Source organism: Wolbachia endosymbiont of Drosophila mauritiana (assembly GCF_004795975.1).
Classification (GTDB): Bacteria; Pseudomonadota; Alphaproteobacteria; order Rickettsiales; family Anaplasmataceae; genus Wolbachia.
Window position 1 is genome coordinate 560,294 of record NZ_CP034335.1, and the last position, 20,481, is coordinate 580,774.

At 35.4% G+C, this 20,481-nt stretch carries 18 protein-coding genes; 14 read left to right on the plus strand and 4 right to left on the minus strand.

Annotation, left to right across the window (positions count from 1 at the left end; translation table 11 throughout):
- Nucleotides 1–7 precede the first annotated feature (7 nt).
- The 3 genes from EJB00_RS02860 to EJB00_RS06385 form a co-directional block, all read right to left on the minus strand.
- Nucleotides 8–931: an RluA family pseudouridine synthase gene (locus EJB00_RS02860; RefSeq protein ID WP_015588492.1), complete on the minus strand. Its 924-nt coding sequence runs from the start codon at nucleotides 929–931 to the stop codon at nucleotides 8–10.
- Between the two features lie 114 nt (nucleotides 932–1,045).
- Complete coding sequence (locus EJB00_RS02865) at nucleotides 1,046–2,998, minus strand: ankyrin repeat domain-containing protein (RefSeq protein WP_225416309.1); 1,953 nt, start codon at nucleotides 2,996–2,998, stop codon at nucleotides 1,046–1,048.
- A complete protein-coding gene (locus EJB00_RS06385) occupies nucleotides 2,943–3,404 on the minus strand; it encodes a hypothetical protein (RefSeq protein WP_225416310.1) in 462 nt (153 codons plus the stop codon). The genes EJB00_RS02865 and EJB00_RS06385 overlap by 56 nt, the downstream gene beginning before the upstream one ends.
- A gap of 179 nt (nucleotides 3,405–3,583) precedes the next feature.
- Between EJB00_RS06385 and EJB00_RS02870 the strand changes: the two genes are divergently transcribed.
- On the plus strand, nucleotides 3,584–4,870 hold the full coding sequence (locus EJB00_RS02870) for a Na+/H+ antiporter NhaC family protein (RefSeq protein WP_015588494.1): 1,287 nt from the start codon (nucleotides 3,584–3,586) through the stop codon (nucleotides 4,868–4,870).
- Between the two features lie 174 nt (nucleotides 4,871–5,044).
- Here EJB00_RS02870 and prfB read toward each other — a convergent pair.
- A protein-coding gene (prfB, locus tag EJB00_RS02875; RefSeq protein WP_338062709.1) for a peptide chain release factor 2 occupies nucleotides 5,045–6,146 on the minus strand; the annotation gives its coding sequence in 2 pieces (ribosomal slippage) (nucleotides 5,045–6,079 and nucleotides 6,081–6,146; 1,101 coding nt in all).
- A 155-nt stretch (nucleotides 6,147–6,301) separates the two neighbouring features.
- Between prfB and mgtE the strand changes: the two genes are divergently transcribed.
- The 13 genes from mgtE to EJB00_RS02940 all read left to right on the plus strand — a co-directional run bounded on the left by mgtE (nucleotide 6,302) and on the right by EJB00_RS02940 (nucleotide 20,478).
- Nucleotides 6,302–7,672 (plus strand): magnesium transporter, encoded by a 1,371-nt coding sequence (gene mgtE, locus EJB00_RS02880; protein ID WP_015588496.1) that lies wholly within the window; start codon nucleotides 6,302–6,304, stop codon nucleotides 7,670–7,672.
- A 503-nt stretch (nucleotides 7,673–8,175) separates the two neighbouring features.
- Nucleotides 8,176–9,657, plus strand: coding sequence for a hypothetical protein (locus EJB00_RS02885; protein WP_225416311.1), 1,482 nt, complete (start codon nucleotides 8,176–8,178; stop codon nucleotides 9,655–9,657).
- 261 nt (nucleotides 9,658–9,918) lie between these two features.
- Nucleotides 9,919–10,938: an IS110 family RNA-guided transposase gene (locus tag EJB00_RS02890; RefSeq protein ID WP_135352712.1), complete on the plus strand. Its 1,020-nt coding sequence runs from the start codon at nucleotides 9,919–9,921 to the stop codon at nucleotides 10,936–10,938.
- A gap of 112 nt (nucleotides 10,939–11,050) precedes the next feature.
- Nucleotides 11,051–11,425 (plus strand): head decoration protein, encoded by a 375-nt coding sequence (locus EJB00_RS02895; RefSeq protein ID WP_135352713.1) that lies wholly within the window; start codon nucleotides 11,051–11,053, stop codon nucleotides 11,423–11,425.
- Nucleotides 11,426–11,441: 16 nt separating this feature from the next.
- Nucleotides 11,442–12,446, plus strand: coding sequence for a major capsid protein (locus tag EJB00_RS02900; RefSeq protein ID WP_135352714.1), 1,005 nt, complete (start codon nucleotides 11,442–11,444; stop codon nucleotides 12,444–12,446).
- Nucleotides 12,447–12,598: 152 nt separating this feature from the next.
- Entirely contained in the window at nucleotides 12,599–12,934 is a 336-nt protein-coding gene (locus EJB00_RS02905; protein WP_135352715.1) for a GPW/gp25 family protein, read from the plus strand.
- Between the two features lie 9 nt (nucleotides 12,935–12,943).
- A complete protein-coding gene (locus EJB00_RS02910) occupies nucleotides 12,944–13,741 on the plus strand; it encodes a baseplate assembly protein (RefSeq protein WP_015588499.1) in 798 nt (265 codons plus the stop codon).
- Nucleotides 13,742–13,747: 6 nt separating this feature from the next.
- On the plus strand, nucleotides 13,748–14,965 hold the full coding sequence (locus tag EJB00_RS02915) for a phage tail protein (RefSeq protein WP_135352731.1): 1,218 nt from the start codon (nucleotides 13,748–13,750) through the stop codon (nucleotides 14,963–14,965).
- Nucleotides 14,966–14,986: 21 nt separating this feature from the next.
- Nucleotides 14,987–15,673 carry a hypothetical protein gene (locus tag EJB00_RS02920; RefSeq protein ID WP_015588501.1) on the plus strand — a complete coding sequence of 229 codons (687 nt, stop codon included), beginning with the start codon at nucleotides 14,987–14,989 and terminating at the stop codon, nucleotides 15,671–15,673.
- A 16-nt stretch (nucleotides 15,674–15,689) separates the two neighbouring features.
- Nucleotides 15,690–17,615 (plus strand): DUF4815 domain-containing protein, encoded by a 1,926-nt coding sequence (locus EJB00_RS02925; protein WP_135352716.1) that lies wholly within the window; start codon nucleotides 15,690–15,692, stop codon nucleotides 17,613–17,615.
- A 13-nt stretch (nucleotides 17,616–17,628) separates the two neighbouring features.
- Nucleotides 17,629–18,816, plus strand: coding sequence for a hypothetical protein (locus tag EJB00_RS02930; RefSeq protein WP_015588503.1), 1,188 nt, complete (start codon nucleotides 17,629–17,631; stop codon nucleotides 18,814–18,816).
- Nucleotides 18,817–18,820: 4 nt separating this feature from the next.
- Entirely contained in the window at nucleotides 18,821–19,006 is a 186-nt protein-coding gene (locus tag EJB00_RS02935; RefSeq protein WP_015588504.1) for a hypothetical protein, read from the plus strand.
- Nucleotides 19,003–20,478 carry a hypothetical protein gene (locus EJB00_RS02940; protein ID WP_135352717.1) on the plus strand — a complete coding sequence of 492 codons (1,476 nt, stop codon included), beginning with the start codon at nucleotides 19,003–19,005 and terminating at the stop codon, nucleotides 20,476–20,478. The genes EJB00_RS02935 and EJB00_RS02940 overlap by 4 nt, the downstream gene beginning before the upstream one ends.
- The last annotated feature ends 3 nt before the right edge of the window (nucleotides 20,479–20,481 follow it).

A 20,481-nucleotide genomic window follows, 5' to 3' on the forward strand; every position in this document is an offset into this window, starting at 1 on the left:
AATCGCTTCAGTCAAAAGATAGCGCTTCAATAGATTTTTCGATATGTTTAGGGACAGGAGCAGTAATAGTGACTTCTTTATTATTTGGCAATTTTAAAGACAAAGAATATGAATGCAGGTGAATCTGATTTGCTACTCCATCAATAAAAGCTTTTTTACCGCCATATTTACCGTCACCAAGAATAGGGCAATTTATATGAGCTAAATGTACACGTAACTGATGGGTTCTACCAGTAATTGGTTGTAATTTTAGATAAGCGACATTGTGTTTTAGCCCTGACACAATTGAAAAGTGTGTAGTGGCATTCTGCGGTGAGTCTTCGTCAATGACCACTCTTTCTTGTCCTGAAATATATTTTTTCACCAACGGATAGTCTATTGTTCCATTATCTTTGCTCGGCATACCAGAAGTTAATGCTAGGTAAGTTTTTTTTATCCTCCGTCCTTTAAATTCTTCCATAAGGTATTTGGCAACGCTGGCATTGCGTGCGAATATTATTACTCCGCTTGTATCCCTATCCAGCCTATGAACAATTTTAAATATTTCTCTCTCTCTTATTTGGTCAAGCAAATCACTAATGCTAATCTTTACTTTTACGCCACCTTGAACGATGACCCCTGCGGGTTTGTTTATAGCTAGTATATATTCGTCTTCATATAATATGTTCTCTCTTAGTAGATTCACTAACTTTTCATTATATTTGCGATCAGAACTAGCATTCTCAATATAATTCAAGTGTTTCAGCGTTATAGTTTGTCCAGAATTTACTCTATCACTAGACTTTGCTTTGCAATCATCAACTTTGATTAACCCTTTCCTTAAAGATTTTTCAATTACAGATTGCTTTAGATCAGGAAAGATTCTTCTGATGTACCTATCCAGCCTAACGTTATCGTCTTTTACTAATATGGTTTTGATACCTTCTGACATCTTACCTACAGAAATTTTATAATGAAAGTAGCGTACACTGAAATCTAATAGCACACAATTCTACCCAATGTACTTTCAGTGTCAGTTACCTCTACATCTATCATTCGAGCGTAATTAGTTAAAACCTAAAGGAGATTCTATAATAGCCGAATACTTTTCTATCATCGAGGGGGAAGATGTTAATGGTAGTTTCTCCATCATAGAGAGGTAAGTATTAGGCTCTTTAGTACTAGGGCCTGGACACGCTTCAGTGTTAGGCCCTGACTTCATACACTCAATGCCGTTAGCTAAAGATGTTACTCTTCCTACATTAACATTTTTAGTGCGATATGACCACCTGTAAGGACTATGTAATATTTGTTCTTTTACTCCATCCATTTCATCTGGACACGCTTTAGTGTTAGTCCCTAACTGCACACATTTAACGTGGTCAGTTATAAGTGCTACTCCTTTTTCATTAAGTTTAGCGTTATACTGTAATTGTTCAATTTGATTAGCTTGATCTCTTATCATACGTTCAAAGCTGATAGATAGATTATGTGATTCTATTTCTTTCAACATATGTGATTCTATGTGTTGCACTGTCATTAATTCTTTGTTTCTGAGTATACTTGATTCTAATTTAAGCCACGCAAGTATATCTAGTGCTCTTTTTTCTGCTTCCATTAGAAGATTACTTATACCTTGACGTTCAGCTAAATCTCTTACAGTTTCACCACAGTGATCAGGCAATGAAGTATTTGCGCGATAACATAGTAAGGTCATTACTACTATCCAGTGTCTACGTTCGACAGCATAAGCTAAAGGAGATTGCCCAGAGCTATCCTGTGCATTAACATCTACTCCATATAAAATTAAGATCCTTACTACTTCCGGATGGTTATATTTGGCAGCTTTATGTAAAGCAGTTGATCCTAAATCATCATCTGCATTAGCATCTACTCCAGCTTCTAATAGAGTATGTACCATTAGTGTATTACCATGTCCGGCAGCACAACGTAAAAACTCAGCTTCCATCAATTTCATCACATCCTTCCATATTCCAAGTTGTATTATAGTAGTTACTGCTTCTAGATAATTATATGGACAAATAGAAAATAATATTTTCTGTGGATCATTCGTCACAATACTTGCTCCGTTCTTTATTAGACAATTAATTGTTTCTATATTGCCTCCTGCAGCAGCACAATGAAAAGGAGTCCATCCCCATGCATCCTTAAGGTTAACCTCTGCTCCATAGTTTATTAAGAGCTCTACTGCTTCCATATTACCATTCGTAGCAGCAACATGTAAGGGAGATCGTCCAAGTAACTTATCCTCTACATCAACACTTGCTTTACATCGTGATTTACCCTGTAATAGGATCTCTAATATTAATGGATTATTCCTTATAACAGCCCAATAAAAAGGAGTCCATCCAAATACATCCACTGTCTCAATAGTTTCTTCAATATTATTATCATTTTTCATTATACAATCCACCAATGCTTTATCAGCATTTGCAACAGCAATATGTAAAGGAGTAAGTTTAAGAGCCCCATTCTTCTTAACATCTGCTCCATTCTGCATTAAGTACTTTACTACTTCTTTATGGCCATTCTTGGCAGCTTCATATAAAGCAGTCAAGTTCATCAGATCTTTCACATTAGGATTTACCTTATTCGTTACTAAGATCTTTGTTATTTCTATATCGCCTGCTTCAGTAGCCAAATGTAAGGCAGTTCGTTCAGATGAATCCAATTGATTAACATTTGCCCCTTTTTGTAGTAGCTTGAGTGTGACTTCTATATTACCTGCTTCGACAGCCCAATGTAAAGCAGTCCATTTGAAAAACGGACTTGGTGCATTAATATTGATTCCTTCTACTTCAATCATAGCCTCTATTAAATTGCTCAGCTTAAAATCAATAACTAAATATAATAACGTGTATGAAAAGCGTTCATGCAAACAATCTGTTTTAAACCAATAATTTACATCAAATTTGGCTTTCTCCCACTCTTTATACACATTGTCACTTTTTTTCTTTAGTATACCTAATGTTTCTACTATATTTTGTGTATCTAGCACCACTGGTACCTTTTCTGAGATCTTTCGTGCATTTAGCACATCCTCTAGCGCCACTGCTTTTGATTCTTCTGATGTCTCTTGTACACCTAACCTTTTTAGCATTCTTTTTACCATCTGTTGAGCATTTGATACCCTTGACTCCTTTAGTATCTTTTTTGCTTCTTCTTTTGTCTGCGGTACATTTACCACCTTTAGTCTCTTTTTTAATGGCTCTTGTGTCTCTTGTACTCTCGTTTGGTACTTCTAATCCATGCGATATCTCTTCTAACATTCTTAATGTTTCTGCTTGCCCTAGTATCTTTACTTCCTTTAATAGCTCTTTTATTCTTTCAATTACATTGTTTTCACTTAAATTTACCTCTTGATCAATTACACCTAATATTATGTTCCACTGTTCATATGTCATTACCATAGCTTTACCTCATACTATAGAGTATTTTTTGATGCTATATATTATGGTAGAATAGTCAACGCATTTTCCATAGCGTAACTTGAGAGTCTAAAAGGACTGTTATTAACTTACAGAAAACCAAGCTTGCCTGAAATCACTTAATTGATTATAATCATAGGTTTTAAGGCAGTAAAATGACAGCTTTTTTTCCTTTGGTTATTTTTTTAATCTTATACCTTGGAAGTGGTGTCTATTTTTTCTTTATTGGAATTGATAATCCGCTTCGCCAAGTTTCACCGGTAATTTGCCTACTACCGGCGCTATTTTTTGCTGTTGCATGCAGTGCAGGTAAAATTCAACGTCACATCGATACTGTCATCGAGGGTATGGGCGATAAAAACACCCTTACTATGTGTTTAATTTTTCTATTTTCTGGAGCATTTTCTGTGGTGACTCAATCAATTGGTAGTGCAGATACTGTTGCTGATTTAATTCTCAATTTCCTTCCAGCAAGATTACTACTGCCTGGAGTATTTTTGGCTTCCGCTTTTATATCAACTGCAATTGGTACGTCTATGGGAGTTGTTGTATTAATGGTACCAATGGCTGTTAACTTAGCAAAAAGTGGGGCTTTTGGTCTTGAAATAGGAACTGCAACTGTAGTTGGAGGTGCCGTATTTGGTGATAATCTTTCAATGATATCTGACACTACTATTGCATCTGTTTCTTCACAGGGGGCCACGATAAAGGATAAACTTAAAGTGAATTCTAAAGTAGCATTTGTTGCCAGCATTATAACGCTTATCTATCTGGCAATTATGGCAGATAGTACAAAAATTATTCCTACATCAAATTTAGATTATTTATCAGTAATAAAGATTATTCCTTATATTTCTTTAATAATCATGGGGTTATTTGAAGTTACTACTTTAGTAACAATAACTATAAATATAATTGTTGCTAGTGTATTAGGGATGATTTTTTTTGACTATACTATCATTCAACTCTCTCATGACATATATGACGGTTTCAAAAAAGTAAACGAGATAGTGATATTTGCTCTATTTATTGGCGGATTGAGTCATATAATGTACAAGCAGGGTCAAAAGGCATTACACAAACTTATCGATGAAAGCAATATCACAAAAACTAAAGCTGAATTTGTAATAGCGGGCATAGCATCTATGTTTACTGTTTTAGTTGCTAATAATACCATTGCTATTTTATTAAGTGGCGATATTGCAAAAAGGCTCGCGCAAAAGCATAATATTCCGTCATACCGTAGTGCATACTTGTTAGACATTTTTGCTTGCGTTACAAAAGGCATTTTGCCTTATGGTTCCCAGCTGCTGCTAGCAGGTAGCATTGCTTCTGTCTCACCTATTTCTTTGTTAACACAAGTTTATTACTGCTTTATTTTAGCAGCAGTTACAGTAGGTGAAATAATCATCAATGGCAGACGTTGTGCGGCTACAACTTAATGTACGAAGATTTCTCTTCATATTACATTTTTGTGCCCATAAGAAACGAGTTGCCATTTTTATCAGCTACTTGGATAATAGATATATTCACAAAATTGTTCCATTTTTCTCAATAGGTTTTGGTTTTCTTTTCCTCTTATTAGCAGACCATAAAACTTAGCTTTTTAATAAATCTCATTTTAACTCCAATACACTAACTATGAAACAATCTATATTGCCATCAAAAACGGAATTTATATTGCCAACTTCATGTCCAGTCCTTAAATCCTTCACCATTTGATACGGATGCATAACATACGATCTGATCTGACTGCCCCAACCTATATCGCATTTCTTGCCATATTCTTCGGCCATTTTCTGTTCTTTTTTTTCCAATTCAATTTGATATAAACGTCCTTTAAGTAGTTTAAGTGCTTCATCTTTATTTTTATGTTGAGAACGACCATTTTGGCATTGAACTACAACGCCTGTTGGAATATGCGTAATACGTACCGCACTTTCAGTCTTATTTACATGCTGACCACCTGCTCCAGAAGCACGGTAAGTGTCGATCTTTAAATCCTTTTCATCCACAACAATATTTATTGAATCTTCAATTACTGGAGTTACTCCTACACTTGCAAAACTGGTATGACGTTTACCATTTGCATCAAATGGTGATATTCTAACCAATCTATGAACTCCACTTTCGCTTTTTGCCCACCCGTAAGCTTTTTCTCCGATAATCTTTATTGTTGTAGATTTTATACCAATCGAATCACCATCTAATTTTTCTACAACTTCAACTTTAAAATTGTGATAAATTTCTGCCCATCTTGTATACATGCGCATGAGCATCTCAGCCCAATCATTGCTCTCTGTTCCACCAGCTCCTGAGTGGATTTCTAAAAAGCAGTTATTATTATCTGCTTCACCAGTAAATAAGGATTCTGTCTCTTTAAGTTTGATTAATTTCTCTAGCTTGGCTAATTCATTTTCAACTTCAGAAAAAAATTCTTCATCATTCTCATCAATAGCAGATTTCATCAAGCTGATAGCATCGTTGTAATCGCTTTCTAATTTTGAAAACGATTCTATTTCATGCTTAATTTTAGAGCGTTCTTTTAAAATTTCTTGTGCTTTTTGATTGTCTTGCCACAGATTATCATTCGATGCTTGAGAATCCAGCTCTTCAAGACGCAACTTCGATCTTTCTATGTCAAAGACACCTCCTGATAAGAGAAATACTTTTATTTAAGCCTTGAAAGTATTCAAGGATTTCTGGATGGGTTTTCATTATACTTTAGACTTTAATATATTTATTATCACTAACAATAACAGCAAACAAAATAGAAATTTAACCATATAATAGTTAATTCAAAATAATTTTATTATACTTGAATGTTCAATAAAATCAAGTGTGTATATTTATTAAAAAAATAAGGTAAAGTAATGAATATTAAAACAAGTTCTCATTATGGTTTAGACAAAAAGGCTATTGATGATTTAATAGAGTCTCTCGATAATCAAGAATTAGAAAATGTTCGTAATATTGTAAAAACGATAGATAGCGTTCAGTTAGCTTATTTTTTATCTACTTCGATCAGTGATCACAGGGAGAAATTAGTTAATATCCTCGATCAACGTCTGTTAAGTGATGCCTTAGTACATGTAGTACCAGATTTACAATTAGAGGTCATAGAAATATTGGGAATAGAAAATACAGCAAAGTTACTAATGCTTCTTGATATAGAAGACATAGTAGCCATAGTGAAAGATTTAGATAGAAAGTCTATAGAAAACATACTTAACTATTTACCCAATGCAACTCAAAAATTAGTAGAGGAATTGTTATCATACCCAGAAGAAAGTGCAGGAAGGTTGATACATAAAAATATGGTTATAGCTCCATATTATTGGACGATAAATCAGCTAATGGAATTCTTGCGTAATTATAAAAAAATACCGGAAACATTTTACCAAATCTTCATCATTAACTCGAAATTAGAACCTATAGGTAGTTTCAACTTAAATAAGGTAATATCTCACTCAGGAGAAACAATAATAAAAGAGATAATGAGTCAAGATATAAAAATAATTAAAACTGGAATGGACCAAGAAGAAGTAGCAAGAATATTTAAGGATTACTCTCTATTATCAGCCCCAGTAGTAAATAAGAATGGTAAAATTATCGGTGTAATCCTTATTGAAGATGTAATCAAAATTGTTCAGCAAGAAGCAGAAGAGGATGTACTTAAAATAAGCGGTGTATCTTCTAAATCTGATATAAATGCTCCTATACATAAAACTATAATTAAAAGGCTACCTTGGTTATTATTTAACCTCTTAGCTGCAACAATGTGTTCTATAGTAGTTGGCTTTTTCGATAACGTAATAGAAAGTTTTATAGTACTACCAATTATTATGCCAATAATTGCATCAATGAGCGGAAATGCAGGATCCCAAACAGTAACACTAACTATCCGGGCAATTGCAACAAAATATCTAACTGAGCAAAATGCAAAAAGAATACTGATGAAAGAATTTTTAATAGGTCTTATAAATGGAGTGATTTTATCTACAATTTCGCTCGTAGTATTAGCAATAAGGTTCCATAGTTTAAAAGTAGAGATCATTTTCGTAGTTTCTATGATTGCAATGTCGATCATTGCAACATTTATCGGCACTTTTATTCCTATAATGCTTCATCGTTTAAGATCCGATCCTGCTGTTTCGTCTTCAATCTTAACATCAGCAACAACTGATATTCTCTCAGCTCTTATATTTTTTGGTCTAGCCACGATCTTTTTATTAAATAGCTGAATCTTGCTATATAAAAATTGCTTTACAAGCTTTAATTGCCACGTTATCATTACTCACAGGTGCATTGAAGAAGAAAAATAACAGTCGATAAAGAAATAAAAGTACATGAAACTGAGCTGCTTTAGTTTTAAAATACAAACTAAAATAAAATACTCAAACATGTAAAAGAGTTCTTGCTCTGCTAGATCTTTTTAGCTATAATACAGTTTAATGTAATGAATACATGGAATGTGAGTTAGATGCATTGTATTATATACATCATTCGGAAAGCAATCCTGACTTTTTTAAGCAAGTATTTAGTTTAGTAAGAAATCAAAAGAAAGACACACTGCTACTCAGCAATCAAAGTTACCTAGGGTTACCGTGAGGTTTCTACAGTAAATTTGTAGAGCAGTTTAGTACAACTGTATAAGAATCAAATTAATTAGATATTAAAACCAATCTTCAGAAAAGAGATTTACGGTAAAATAATCAAGTATGAATATTAAAATATAGGGGGTTTTATGTTAGGTAAAGGAAATACAGGAGAACAAGTAGCAGATGATCGAATGGATTATGTAGATGATGAGTCAACAATAGGAGCAAAAGGAGGTCTTGATCATGAAGATAGATTATCTAGTGGAGAACTTCAGTGTGGACCAAGTCAAGAGAGTCTTGGAGTAACAAGATCTTCATCTATAAGCAGCGGTAGTGTATGGTATAGCGCATCGAATGATACAGCCAATGTTATAAGTCTTACAGATAATGAAGTAGTGGAAAAAGCAACTTTTTTTGTTAAGACTTTTGTTAAAGAATTCGAGGAAAAATTATCTAAATATTTTGAGGAGGCAGAACCAGATTCAAATATACAAAAAATAAGCAAAGCTTCAGCCAGCTTTAATTCTATTTTGAATAATACTATTCCAGCAAGTCCACTAAAATTATTTAGTGTTAAAGTTAATGAGAGTATCAATCATTGTGTTACAGGAAAACGGCATAAGAAAGGAGCGAAAAATATTTTTACAATAACTACACCTTGCTACAAAGCTGAAATGAGAGAGATTTTAGTAAAAGCTGGCTTAGAAATTTTTCACAGGTTTGAGGAACCATTCATAAAAGTTGTAGATATCAATCCCTCTTTTTATCATAGGAGAGTTAAGAAGTTAGTAATAGATGCTGTACATAGAACAATGAATTACCTTTTAACTTCTGAGGAACAAGACTTTTCTGTTGATCTTATAACACAAGGTGTTGTTCTAGGTAAGTCAAAAAAGAAAGGATATTTTACGCGTCCTGGATATGAAATAAAAGATGAGCAAAGTAGTGAAAGTTTATTAACCTCAGAATTGTATGAATGGGTAGGAATAAAGAAAAAAGAAGAAGATGAAACTGTTAATTATTATCAATATAATTCTGAGGAACATAATCTAGAGGAATATAGCTGTGCTGAAAAATACGGCTATCGGCTTCCCTTTGAATGGGAGTTAAGAAAGTGGGAGGAGATAAAACAAAAGTATGTATTCAGTGAAGCACCCACAGAAAGATATGTGCATATTTTAAATGATGAAAAAAAAGAAAAATTAGCTCGTTTTATATTAAAGAAGATTAATGAACAAGATCCTGTGAAAAGGAAAGATATAGAAGATGTAAAAGAACATCTTAGAAAACAAGATGAAGATAGGCGTCAATTTTCCTATAGTTTTGGCAAGATACCAGAAAATTTCATTGAAAGAAAAGAGGTGGTAAAAAATTTGAACCTAAGGTTACACAGTAGTAGTCAAGAAGTAAAAATGTCACGAGTAGTCTTAATTAGTGGGAAGTCTGGAATAGGGAAAAGCGAACTTGCTAGAGGCTATGGGTTTAGTGAAAGGCGTAAGGGCACTTGGGCAAGGATTATGTGGATAGATGCCTCGTCATATAACAAGCTTTCAAATTCATTTCTTAGGTTGGCTGAAAGATTAGGAATTTCTATAAAAAGTGAGCAAAGGAGAGGAGAGATGGTATGAATAAGTATTGCTTGGTTGTAAGCAAGAGAAGATAATAACTTCTCAGAGTGGACTAGGTGGCAGGTTGGATATTTTTCTGAAGCACTTTCTGCTCTTATATGAAGAATAGAAAGAAGACTTCGTAGGAGAGATTAACTGCCCCTGCCACCGAAAATCATCGTGAGGCTCACAAAATGTGATGTGATGACCTCGTATAGGAGTTTGGAACAACTGGCAATATTCTACTCTGATATATTGAAATATGCAATTGGAGGAAAAAATATGCGTCACATTGGAGTTGATTTACATACCAATAGTTTTACTGCTTGTTACTTACAGGAAGGGAAACCTGAGCATATTCAAACGTTTCGCTTAAAAGACTTGGATAATTTCACCAAAGATCTTCAAGAAACAGATGAAGTAGCCATAGAAGCAACAGGTAATAGCTGTTTCTTTTATGATGCAGTTTCACCTTACGTTAAATGCATAGTAATAATTGCTCCTGGGCAGTTTGAAGTTGTTCGTCGCTCTGTGAACAAAACAGATAAGCATGATGCACGAGCTATTGCTTTCTTTCTCAGCAAAGATATGTTGCCTGAGGCAAGGTGCAAAAACAAACAATGCCAGCAGTTAGCTTCTCTTCTTCAAACGAGAGATCAGTTAGTAAAGTCACGGGTATCTTTAATCAATAAAGTTCATGGTCTTTTTAATTACCATGGAATAAAAATTAAAAAAGAAGTACTTACAACTAAAGTAGGATTTGAACGTGCTACTCAAAAGCATAATTGGGATCCTTTAGAAAAAGTTGAAATTGAAGTGATTAGCTATCATTTAGAAGCTATCCGAGAAAGCCTTAAAAAGCTTGAAAAGGAAATTATAGCTTTCGCTAAACAACTTCCTGGGTTCAGCAATCTTATCAGCATAAAGGGAATAGGTCCAATTTCTGCAGCTGTTTTTATTGTAACAATTGGAGACATTAATGATTTCCGTAGACCTGAGAAACTTACTGCATATTTTGGAGTTGTACCAAGAGTTTCTCAATCTAATCAGCAATGTACAATTGGAAGAATTACCAAACGAGGGTCAAAAATAGCGCGTACTTCTTTAGTTCAATGTACTTGGATTGCTGTACGTTACAGTCCTTACTTGAAAAGCTTTTATGAACATATAAAAAAGAAGCGTGGTTCTGCTAAGGCTATAACTGCTACTGCTAGAAAATTTCTTATAACTATTTTCTACACTCTTAAAAATAACTGGGTTTTTAAAGATTTTACAAAATTTGAAATTTCTATTGGACAATAATCATAGGAGATTTAATGCTACAGGTAGCAAGAAGTCGTAGGAGTTAAAGTATTTTTATAACCGCCGTATATAGCATTGATAAAAGCGGCGGTAAGCAGTTAAGGAGAAATTTATGAGTTGTATAAGCGAACAAAATAATCTGGGTGACTTATTAAAGTATGAGGCATCAAGTCTATATTCAAGAGACCAAATAACAGTAGCTAAAGGTCAAAATATTAAACTTGGTACAGTAGTTGCCAAGAAGACAGATGATGGTTTTATTAGAGTGCTGAACCCCACTGGAACAGACGGCACACAAACAGCAGTAGGAGTAATTACAACCGATATACATAGCAAAGATTCTGACATGAAAGGAGTAATTATTACTCGCAGTGCAATGCTAGCAGATCATGCAGTTGTGTGGCCAGCAAATATAACTGAAGAGCAGAAAAATGCAGCAATAAAGCAACTTGAAGGACGAGGGATCATCCTTCGCAAAACAGTCTAATTTAAGGAGAAATTCAATGCAAAATCCATTTACAAATACAGCATTTAGCATGACGGCACTAACAAATGCGATGAATATATTGCCGATAAATTATGGACGTGTTGAAAATTTAAATTTGTTTCCAAGTAGGTCAGTAAGATTTAGACATATTACCATAGAAGAACATAATGGAGTATTAAGTTTACTACCAACGCAAGTTCCAGGAGCACCAGCAACAGTAGGAAAACGTGGTAAAAGAAAAGTAAGAACATTTACGGTTCCACATATTCCACATGATGATGTAGTGTTACCAGAGGAAGTACAAGGAATAAGGGCATTTGGATCAGAGAGTGAACTTAAAGCGCTGGCAGATGTAATAACTGATCATTTGCAGCTAATGAGAAACAAACATGCAATAACATTAGAGCATTTGCGAATGGGAGCGCTAAAAGGAATAATTTTAGATGCTGACGGGTCAGAATTATTAAATCTGTACAACGAATTTGAAATCACGCCAAAAGTAGTAAATTTTGCCCTTGGAACAGCAACAACAGATGTAAAACGTAAGTGTCTGGAAGTACTCCGGCATATAGAAGATAATCTAAGTGGTGAATATATGACCGGAATTCATGCCTTGGTAAGCCCTGAGTTTTTTGATGCACTAACTTCACATACTAAAGTGAAAGAAGCATACGAGAGATGGCAAGAAGGAGCAGCGCTAAGGAATGATATGAGGTCAGGATTTACATTCTGTGGAATAACATTTGAGGAATATAGAGGGCAAGCAACTGACCCTGAAGGAACCGTGAGAAGATTTATTGAGAAAGATACAGGGCACTGTTTTCCAGTAGGAACAGCAAGCACATTTACAACATATTTTGCACCAGCAGACTTTAATGAGACAGTAAATACTCTTGGACAGCCACTCTATGCAAAACAAGAGCCAAGAAGATTTGATAGAGGGACCGATTTACATACGCAGTCAAATCCTCTGCCAATGTGCCACCGTCCAGCAACATTAATCAAGATTGTTGCAACATAGGTAGAGCAAATATAAAGCGGTGTGAGGCAGAAGAATGCTTTACCTCTTCTTAGCATATAAGAGTATGTACGGTTCCTCCTCTCTGCGTGTCTTTATACCGCCATTTCGTGACATTTATAAAGACTTGTTTTCAACATATAAGGGTAAGTGATATGCGTGGTATGAATTCTGAAACTGGTAAAACAATAAGTGGTATAGAGCATTTAAAACAATCAATAGTTGATATTTTAACTACACCAATTGGTGCTCGTGTTATGCGCCGAGATTATGGATCAAGGTTATTTGAGCTGATTGATCATCCAATTGTACCTGGTTTTGCACAAGAGCTTTATGCAGCAGTTGCAGAAGCATTAGAAAAGTGGGAGCGTCGATTTAAGCTTAAACGTGTACAAATAACAGAAATAAAAGAAGGTAAAGTAACTCTCATTTTAGAAGGAATCTATCTGCCAAATGGAAAGCCGATCCGCCCTGATGGTATTATAGTATAAGGTAGTAGGATGAAAACACCAAATATTGTCGAAACATTAAAATTTGAGGAAATCTTTTCGCGAATGAAAGAAGAGTTAGTGCGTCGGAATGCAAGTTTTTCTGCACTAACTGAGAGTGATCCAGCAATAAAGATACTGGAAGTAGCAGCCTGGCGTGAACTTTTGCTTAGGCAAAGGATTAATGATGCAGCACAGGCAAATTTACTTGCTTTTGCAAGAGGTAATGACCTTGATCACTTGGCTGAATTTTATGGTGTGCTGAGAAAGGAGTCAGAGAATGATGAATCCTTAAGGAAGCGGGTAAAAGCCAAAATTGTTGGTTGGTCAACAGCAGGGAGTAAAGAGCATTATCGCTATCATGCATTATCTGCTGACACGAGAGTAAAAGATGCGCAAGTGGTATCACCTATACCAGGAAGTGTACAGATTTCAATACTTTCCACAGAAAATGGTGGAGTACCTTCAGAAGAATTGCTAGAGATCGTCAGAAATCACGTTATTCGCGATGATATTCGTGTATTAACAGATACGCTTACAGTTATTGGCTGTGGTATTATTCCCATTACTATTCATGCTAAAGTGCATATTTACCCTACTGCATCAAAAGATGTTATCGAAGCTGCAAAGGAACAATTTATCAAAGGTCTTGAGTCTACTAAAGGTTTAGGGTGGAATGTAACCAGGTCCTGGATTATTGCTCATCTTTTTACAGAAGGTATACAAAATATAGAGCTTACAGAGCCAATAGAAGACATAATTGTACAAAATAATGAATGCGTTGCTTTAAGTGATTTAAGTGTTAGGTAAAAATTGGTGATACTTCCTCCAAATGCTTCAAAGCAAGAGCAAATACTTACAGACATAATTAATTATTCTCTTGATGCAAATTCTCTACGGGGATTTAAATTTAACCCACAGACTGAAATGTTGCCGTGGCTAGTAGCGGAATACGGCTTGGGAGAAATTTTATCCTGGGGTAAGAAAGCTACTAAGAGTGCATTAAAAGAATGGGTCTTAGCTAAGCAAAACGGAATAAGATTTCAACGTTTGCGCGGTACACCACAGTCACTGAAGATGGCGCTGAAATGGGCAAACATTGATAATATTACCATTCAAGAAGAACCACCAGGAGAGCATTTTGCTGAATTTCAAATTGGCATCTCTGATGTTCCTAATGACTTTTTTGTCGATAGTGTAATTGCTCTGGCAAAACTTTCTGCACCGGCAAGATCTCGATTAATGCGAATATTCAATGATTATTACAATGCTCAGCGGTTTATGTTAGATGAAAGTATTTTTGGAGATCTTCTTTCAGACTACTCGGGTGTAAGAATAGCAAAAGAAGGGCCAGTATTATCGTTTGGAAGAAAAAACTCATTTGAGCTAAAAATAGGAAATCCAAGATTTAAATTTAGCACTTTTAGATCACATTATGATAGAAGTTACAGTAATGATTTATATAGGTTGGATGTTGCAGTATTAGGAGAGACAGAGCCTCACACCAAGAATTACAACGGTATATATGAAAGAAGTCACGAGTGGTATAACTTAAAAGCACTATATCCTCTACCACAGGGTTTATTGCCAGAAATTAAGTTTGCTAAAGCGTTGATAGTATTATCAGATAGTTGGAATTTGGGAGATATCAATGCTTGTTTTGCACCAACTGCTTATAAAGAAATAGAGCATACATTTCACTTAAGTGAAGATAAACTTTCTGAGCAGATTTGGAATTTTCAACGTACACCAATTTTAGAGCGATTTAGTATAACTTATTACTATGAAGCGAAGAATTTTACTGATCAAAAAATAATAGAGTCTAATTTAGTGGAATATCATGTTGATTGTAAAAATGATTCAGATTCAAAACAGAAAGATCCCATTCATGGGCTAGAAAATTACGTAGCAGCATTCTATCCAGGTATGGTTACTTGGCATGAACATCGCCACTTAAATCGCCCTTGGAAAGATTTTGATCCTATTATTGCAAAAAAATTGGACGTTTTTTCTACGGATCTTGTATATACATAATATCAACTGCACAAATCAACTATGTCAGTACTCACACAATCAGGCAGAGCAGCTATTGCTGCGAGCATAAAAGAGCAACCGATACATCTTGCTTGGGGATCTGGAGATTCTACCTGGGAAAGCAGCTACAAAGTTGAAAAAACTTTTGCAGCAGGCGGCAAGATAAGTTTAGATCACCACACTATTAAAGATGTAAAAGTTTGTACAGGGCAAACAATTTATCAGTCAAGCATAGATTATATAGTTGATAGTAGCTCAGGCACTATTGAGCGTGTAGAAAATGGTGCAATTATAGCAGATAGCGTAATCACTATAGAGTATACTCAAGACACACCACCGGAGCTAATTACTTCTGCAACATTAATTAAGGAAGTTGGACGTCGTGTTGTTGATGAGGTTCTCTTCTGCAGCGGTGATGAGAATGGAGAGCTTTTGACTCCTTCTGGAAGGTTTAGGCCCTCAAATGTACCAACCAACAATCTTTTTCTCAAATTCACTTTCGATTTCACGGATGCAGCAAATCAAGTTATACGGGAATTAGGGGTTATGGTTGGTACTAAAGTAAAAGAAGGGTTACCTAGAGGACAGAGATATTTTGAACCAAAAGACGTGGAAAATCCGGGAATTTTGTTAGTTTTAGAACACACCGTACCACTTATCAGAACTGCAGCAACTAGGGAAACTTTTTCATTTGTTGTAACTTTTTGAATTTTTCTAGCATTAAATGACTTTAAACGCCTATTATAACCGCTTTAATCCTGACAAAGAATATGAGAAAAGCTTATTTCTTGCTGGAAGAGGTCTACAGTCTGCAGAATTAAATGAGACTCAGGAGTATGCTCTTTCTAAGTTTAAAGGCATAGGTGATGCAATATTTCGTGATGGTGATGTTATAATAGGAAGCAATTGTATTATAGATAGAGAAATTGGTAAAGTTACGCTTGAATCAGGAAAAATCTATCTTCGTGGAGCGGTTAGAAAAGTCGAAAAAGAAGAGTTTGTTATTCCACTGAGTACCACAGTGCGTATAGGTGTTTATTACGTAGAATCTACCATTACAGAACTTGAGGATGAAAACCTTCGTGATCCTGCTGTTGGTACACGTAACTATCAAGAAGTAGGGGCTGCAAGGCTTAAAGTTTCCACCACTTGGAGTTATCAAGCTGAGGGTGTGACTACTAATGCTTCAGGAGAATTTTATCCAATTTATAACATTGAAAATGGAGTATTGATAGAACATTCACCGCCACCACAAGCAAATATAGTAACTACTGCGCTTGCTCGTTATGACAAAGAGGCAAATGGTTCCTACGTTGTAAATGGCCTTGAAGTAATGTTCCTGCAAAAGGAAGAGGGGGAAGGAGGAAAACAAGTTTTTGTGATTAATGAGGGCAAAGCTCATGTTGATGGCTATGAGATTGAACTTCCTCACAGTATTCGTGTTTCTTTTGATGAAGATCCGGATATAAAATCAGTTGAATCAGAACCACATACTTTTCAGCCAAATAGTCAAAGAGTAATGGAACTTAAAGTTAATGATTTTCCAATAAGTGAAATTAAAAAAGTAGATATAACTGTTCAAAAAACCATTACCGTTACTCATGGTTCATACTCAGGAGCTGTTGATCCAATACCTGACTCTGCGGTACTTGAGATTATTCAAATTAAACAAGGCAATGTTATTTATGAAAATAGTATAGACTATAAGTTAAATGCAGGAAACGTTGATTGGTCATTACCAGGTAAAGAACCAGCTCCTGGAAGTAGTTATCAAATAACTTACCGCTGTCGTACTCATGTAAGCCCTGAAGATATAAGTGAACAGGGATGCAAAGTAAAAGGAGCAGTTGATAACAGCTTGGTTCTGATTGATTACACCTGGAAAATGCCCCGCTATGATTTAATTACTATCGATAGCAAAGGAGTGGTAAGAAGAATAAAAGGAATTTCTCACCCTTGGCGACCATCGATGCCTAAAGCACCTAGCGGACAACTTTTGCTCTGCTACATTCATCAGACGTGGGAAAAAGGCGAAGGGGTAAAAATAGTGAATAATGCTATTCATGCTGTACCGATGAATGAGCTTGAAGCAATGAAAAAAGGAATAAATGATCTTTATGCACTTGTTGCACAGGAGCGTTTACGCAATGATGCAAATTCAAGAGAACCTACCACCAAAAAAGGAGTATTTGTTGATTCATTCTTTGATGATGATATGCGTGATCAAGGAATTGTTCAGACTGCAGCAATAGTAAACAAGGAATTAATTTTACCTATAGATGTGGAAATTATTGATGTTGAAAGAGGTAAAGAACCTCATTTGTTGCCGTATGAACTTGAGCCGGTACTAGAACAGCTCTTACAGACTAAAGGAGAAAGAATTAATCCGTATCAAGCTTTTGATCCAGTTCCGGCACAAATTACTCTCAATAAAAATATAGACCACTGGACGGAGGTTACCACGAATTGGAAAAGTCCAATAACCAGAGCATTTAATGTTAAAGAAACAACAGAGCTGATGTCAAGTACTTCATACGAAGCTGAATTTATGAGAGAAGCAGTACAGAATTTTGAAATTGAAGGTTTTGAGCCAGGTGAAAGGCTTAAGGAGGTAAAGTTTGATGGTGTTGTCATTCAGCCTACTGCATAAGAGGTAAAAAAATATGCTCACAACTAACAACCAGGGAAAATTAAAGGGAAAGATAAAAATCCCAGCAAATATTCCAGCAGGTACTAAATTAGTACAGTTTTACGGGGATAAAGGAAGCTATGGAGAAGCAACGTATACTGGTAAAAAAACAATTACCATAGAGGAAAGAAGAAGAGTTATCGCAGCAAGAAGAGTTGATCCTTTAGCGCAAACATTTACTCTAAATGAAAGTAGGCACATAGGAGGCGTGGAGCTATGGTTTGTAAATAAAGGCAAAAAACGTGTTGTTGTGCAGATTAGAGAAACAGCAGTGGGAATGCCCTCGCAGACTGTCATTGCTGAAAGTTATATTGAGCCGAAAGATATAAAAGTAGATGGCACAGCAACACGTATAGAATGGCCACCAGTGTTTTGCCATGCAGGACAAGAGTATGCAATAGTACTGCTTACTGATGATCCTTGTACTGAAATAAAGGTAGCAGAGCTTGGCAAATATGATGCAGTAAATAGCCGTTGGGTAACAAGTCAGCCATATCAAGTAGGAGTATTACTTTCATCTAGCAATGCAAGCACCTGGACTCCACATCAAAATTTAGATTTAACGTTTCGACTACTAGCTACAAAATTTAGCGAAAATTCTTACGTTATTGATCTTGGCAAAGTTACAGCAACCAATACTTCAGATTTAATTGTTTTGACAAACGTCGAAAAAGTAGCATTTGATACCAATGTAGAATTTATCTTAATAGATGAAGAGGGAAAAGAAAATTTTCTATCTGATAACTTGCCGCTCGCGCTGCGTGAAAGACTATCTGGAGAGTTAACAGTAAAGGCAAATTTAAAAGGGTCAAAAGAAAGAAGTCCTGTTCTCTATCCTGGGTTACAGCTAGTTCTAGGTAATCTTTCAGAGTCTGGAGATTATGTTACAAGAAGCATTACAGCAGGAGCTAACACTAAAATTACCATAACGTATGATGCGCTAATACCTGGCACTGCAGATGTAAAAGCATATGTAGAACAAAGCGCCAAAGGATGGCAATTAGTAAATTTAACATCAGGAAAACCAATTGGAGAAAATTGGGTAGAGAGAACTCATGTGCTATCAAACTTTAACGCCAATGAGACAAGGATAAAATTGGTTTTAAGTGGAACAGTTGTCTATCGGCCAAAAGTCAAAAATCTACGAATCATTGTCACGTAGCAGAATGTCAGATGATAAAACAAGCAGAGGATATCCTTTGCCACACCCAGAGAATATTGCAGTGGAAGATGTAGTACGTATTCGCAAAGCGATAGAAAAAATAGATGAAGATATGAGTGAGAGAGAAAATGAACTTAAGAGTAATTTTGAGCGGTTTAACTTTGAAACTTTTTTAAATTTTTGGGAATGAAAGAAGCAATAGAAGTATTACACCAAAGGATAAAGGATTTAGCAGTAAGTAGCACACCTGATCAACTGGCATATCTTGCAAAATCACTGGAATTGATAGCAGATAAAAAAGCTATTTCTGACATTGTGCAAATGACTGAAGTAAAAGGAATAATTGATGCACTACAAAAAAGACTTAAGGATTTAGCAGCAAATAGTACACCAGATCAGCTTGCATATCTTGCTAAAGCATTGGAATCAATAGTCGACAAAAGTGCGGTTTCTGAAATTGTGCAGATGACTGATGGTAAGCTAAAAGAACTTCTTGATAGTGCAAAAAAACACCTAAATGATATAAACAGCAATAAAACAAACTCAATATCAGCAATAACTGCAGTAAAAACAGAGTCTGTTAATGAAATCAACAAGCTTAGGGATAATTCCTTAAATACTTTAAAAGCATCATCAGATTCACATATATCGCTACTTGATACGAGAAAGAATGCCAATATTGCAGCAATAAATAGCATTAGTAATAGTCATAAAGATGGTCTTAAAGGTTTAGTAGAAGATTTTCGTGCTGTTAATAATGTACCATCTGGCTCATCAATTATTAGGGAAATAGAAACTCGTGATAACCAATTAAAAACATCCCTTATAAACGAGATAAAAACTAGAGATGATGAGCTGAAAGTGTCGCTTACACAAGAAATAAGAAAGCGCAATATGGTTGAACCAGGGTCATTACCTTTCTTATTTGGTGTACTTGGAAGAAAAAATAATTACTTTGGCCACGGAACTTTTACAACAGAGCTTGGAAGGTGGAGTAGTGATATAACAAAAACCGACTATATGTTGCAATTACTAGCAGGTAGCCATACATACGATACAGATTACGTTAGTTTTTATCGGCCAAGACAACTAAGTTTTATAGAGGGAAGTAAAGGAACATTTATTTACGGAGAGTTATGCACAAAAAGTTTTTCGGGTAGTTATGATGAGATATACTATTACCCATATGCTGCACTTGGAGTAGTATTTATAAAAAATACAACGAATGTGAACATAAATAAAACAATAGAATTTGTTGGATCATCATACTCTAGTACGGAGTATGGGGGTGCAGGACTATTTGTGGGAACACCAGATAATACCAATTCTAATAAATCAAGAATTTCAAGAATAATATGGAAAAATGTTTACCAATACACGAGTTCTGATAGCAAGTTAGCTGGATCTGGTAATGTGGAAATTCCAGCAGGAAAAACAGTTGCAACATTACTTTACACATCATCTTACCTATGTTCCAGAACACAAGTCAGTCAAGGTATGCTTGCATCAAATTATGTATACAACTATGGTCAATTTATCCAGTGGGGAATACATAACATACGTAGCAATTTTCTAACCACAGGGCTTGAGGTGGATGTAGAGAGAACACTAAAGGCTTGGCAATGTCCAGGATTATCTGAAACTTATGAGCTCTGGAGGTAGCAA

Coding starts and splice junctions, on each gene's coding strand:
- EJB00_RS02860 (WP_015588492.1), bottom strand. CDS start 931: ATGTCAGAAGGTATCAAAACCATATTAGTAAAAGACGATAACGTTAGG.
- EJB00_RS06385 (WP_225416310.1), bottom strand. CDS start 3,404: ATGACATATGAACAGTGGAACATAATATTAGGTGTAATTGATCAAGAG.
- EJB00_RS02870 (WP_015588494.1), top strand. CDS start 3,584: ATGACAGCTTTTTTTCCTTTGGTTATTTTTTTAATCTTATACCTTGGA.
- mgtE (WP_015588496.1), top strand. CDS start 6,302: ATGAATATTAAAACAAGTTCTCATTATGGTTTAGACAAAAAGGCTATT.
- EJB00_RS02885 (WP_225416311.1), top strand. CDS start 8,176: ATGTTAGGTAAAGGAAATACAGGAGAACAAGTAGCAGATGATCGAATG.
- EJB00_RS02890 (WP_135352712.1), top strand. CDS start 9,919: ATGCGTCACATTGGAGTTGATTTACATACCAATAGTTTTACTGCTTGT.
- EJB00_RS02895 (WP_135352713.1), top strand. CDS start 11,051: ATGAGTTGTATAAGCGAACAAAATAATCTGGGTGACTTATTAAAGTAT.
- EJB00_RS02900 (WP_135352714.1), top strand. CDS start 11,442: ATGCAAAATCCATTTACAAATACAGCATTTAGCATGACGGCACTAACA.
- EJB00_RS02905 (WP_135352715.1), top strand. CDS start 12,599: ATGCGTGGTATGAATTCTGAAACTGGTAAAACAATAAGTGGTATAGAG.
- EJB00_RS02910 (WP_015588499.1), top strand. CDS start 12,944: ATGAAAACACCAAATATTGTCGAAACATTAAAATTTGAGGAAATCTTT.
- EJB00_RS02920 (WP_015588501.1), top strand. CDS start 14,987: ATGTCAGTACTCACACAATCAGGCAGAGCAGCTATTGCTGCGAGCATA.
- EJB00_RS02925 (WP_135352716.1), top strand. CDS start 15,690: ATGACTTTAAACGCCTATTATAACCGCTTTAATCCTGACAAAGAATAT.
- EJB00_RS02930 (WP_015588503.1), top strand. CDS start 17,629: ATGCTCACAACTAACAACCAGGGAAAATTAAAGGGAAAGATAAAAATC.
- EJB00_RS02935 (WP_015588504.1), top strand. CDS start 18,821: ATGTCAGATGATAAAACAAGCAGAGGATATCCTTTGCCACACCCAGAG.
- EJB00_RS02940 (WP_135352717.1), top strand. CDS start 19,003: ATGAAAGAAGCAATAGAAGTATTACACCAAAGGATAAAGGATTTAGCA.